Source organism: Yersinia sp. 1252 StPb PI, assembly GCF_048593885.1.
GTDB classification, from domain to species: Bacteria; Pseudomonadota; Gammaproteobacteria; order Enterobacterales; family Enterobacteriaceae; genus Yersinia; species Yersinia enterocolitica_E.
On sequence record NZ_JAZGQE010000362.1, the window covers coordinates 1 to 1,524 of the forward strand.

Here is a 1,524-nt window from a genome sequence, read left to right on the forward strand (position 1 = left end):
CTATTTATTAACTTCAATTCTGCTGTTTATGATGTTTTTAGACTGATATTTTATGTTTTCTGCATTCCTTTTTTTCTTGTAAGTGGGTCTTAATGGTTTTTAAGGAGTGTGCTAAGCTCGGACTATCAAAACTTTAGGTGGTTAATTATGGTCTTTGTCATTCTTTGGTTTGCTATTGCAGGATTAAGTGAGTACTTAGTCTGGGGATCTCCACTCTTGGCGGTGTCTCTGGCCTTGCTTTTTGTGGTGCTCGGTGGGTACTGGGTTTACAGCGTCAGAAAAATTCAAGTAAGTGATATACCTTCTGATGAAGCCAGATCTAAATCTATCAGTAATTTGAATCTCACCTTCTCTGTGGCGCTGTTGGCTATTCATGCACTTGTTTTATTACTATTGCGCTGATAATGGTATGGTTTTCGTTAACTATGCCATTGGTTCCAGGCAGCTATAAGTATCCAGGCAGCGATGGCCCAGCATAAAACAGCCGCGGTCAATGCGAGTGGTAGGCGTAAATAGTCAATTAAAAAATAAAGCGATATCAAATAGATAAAGTAGGGAATGATAGCCCATAAACCGAATATAATTGTTACGCGCAGTGCTTCAATATTGCGCTCATGGCCGACAATATAGTGTGCGATGAGGGCGAAAGTAGGGAATAACGGGATTAAACCAGCAATATAGTAATTGCGCGTCTTCGATAATAGCCCAATCAATACCACAACTATGGCGCCGATCAGTGCTTTAAGTAACAGTCCCATCGCTATCCCGAAAAATTTAAAAAAGCTGCCAATAGAATATACTTCAATGAAAAACAAAGAAATTCCTATATATGGCAGCGGAGCAAAATAAGACTCTCTATCTTGATAAGCTATTGACGATAGCCGTTCTTGATTTGTGCCAGAGTATTGGTGAAAACTTCAGCTTGAGCAGTGTCTTCGATACCGGCAATGGAACGTTCGATATTTAAGATTACTTTCCCAGCATCGGCTTGGCCGATCGCTTTTAGCAATAGAGTCAATGTTGCTTTCAAACATGCAACTTCATTCGCTAAAGTTTCTGGGTCAGCAGAAGTGGTAAAGTCTGGATTACTCATTTTTTTTCCTGAAGTGATAGCTTACCTGTGAACAAAGTGATGTGGGTTAACCCAGTATCGCAGTGAACATTCGCGGCATTATTAAACAGTTATAGCATTATATCATAAACTGATGGTCAGCTTTGATAACATGTGCTTAATCTTTAGTTCGTGGCACAAAATGTGGTCGAAGGTGGGCAGGGGATAGGTATGTCTGGATGATGCTTCCTCTGACGATGTAAGTATTATCTTAATTAAGTGAGTTTTGTTCATAAAAATCATATCATTTCTGAATGCGTAATTTTGTGTCAAAAAGCACTCATTTTGAGCGTGAATAAGAGATAAACAATAAATAAACAAAACTAAGAATAATTCCTATGCCGCAAAATTAGAACGGAAATAGCTGATCCTGTGTGGTATCAATATGTTGTGCTTTTTCAGGTAAAAATAAG

At 38.6% G+C, this 1,524-nt stretch carries 3 protein-coding genes; 1 reads left to right on the forward strand and 2 read right to left on the reverse strand.

Annotated elements, in window-relative coordinates; genetic code table 11:
* The first annotated feature begins 147 nt into the window (after positions 1 to 147).
* Positions 148 to 402, forward strand: coding sequence for a hypothetical protein (locus V2A85_RS23595; protein ID WP_372558765.1), 255 nt, complete (start codon positions 148 to 150; stop codon positions 400 to 402).
* 17 nt (positions 403 to 419) lie between these two features.
* Here V2A85_RS23595 and V2A85_RS23600 read toward each other — a convergent pair whose 3' ends face one another.
* Positions 420 to 758 (reverse strand): GlpM family protein, encoded by a 339-nt coding sequence (locus V2A85_RS23600; protein ID WP_372559885.1) that lies wholly within the window; start codon positions 756 to 758, stop codon positions 420 to 422.
* A 110-nt stretch (positions 759 to 868) separates the two neighbouring features.
* A complete protein-coding gene (locus V2A85_RS23605) occupies positions 869 to 1,093 on the reverse strand; it encodes a DUF2594 family protein (protein ID WP_083159114.1) in 225 nt (74 codons plus the stop codon).
* Between the last annotated feature and the right edge of the window lie 431 nt (positions 1,094 to 1,524).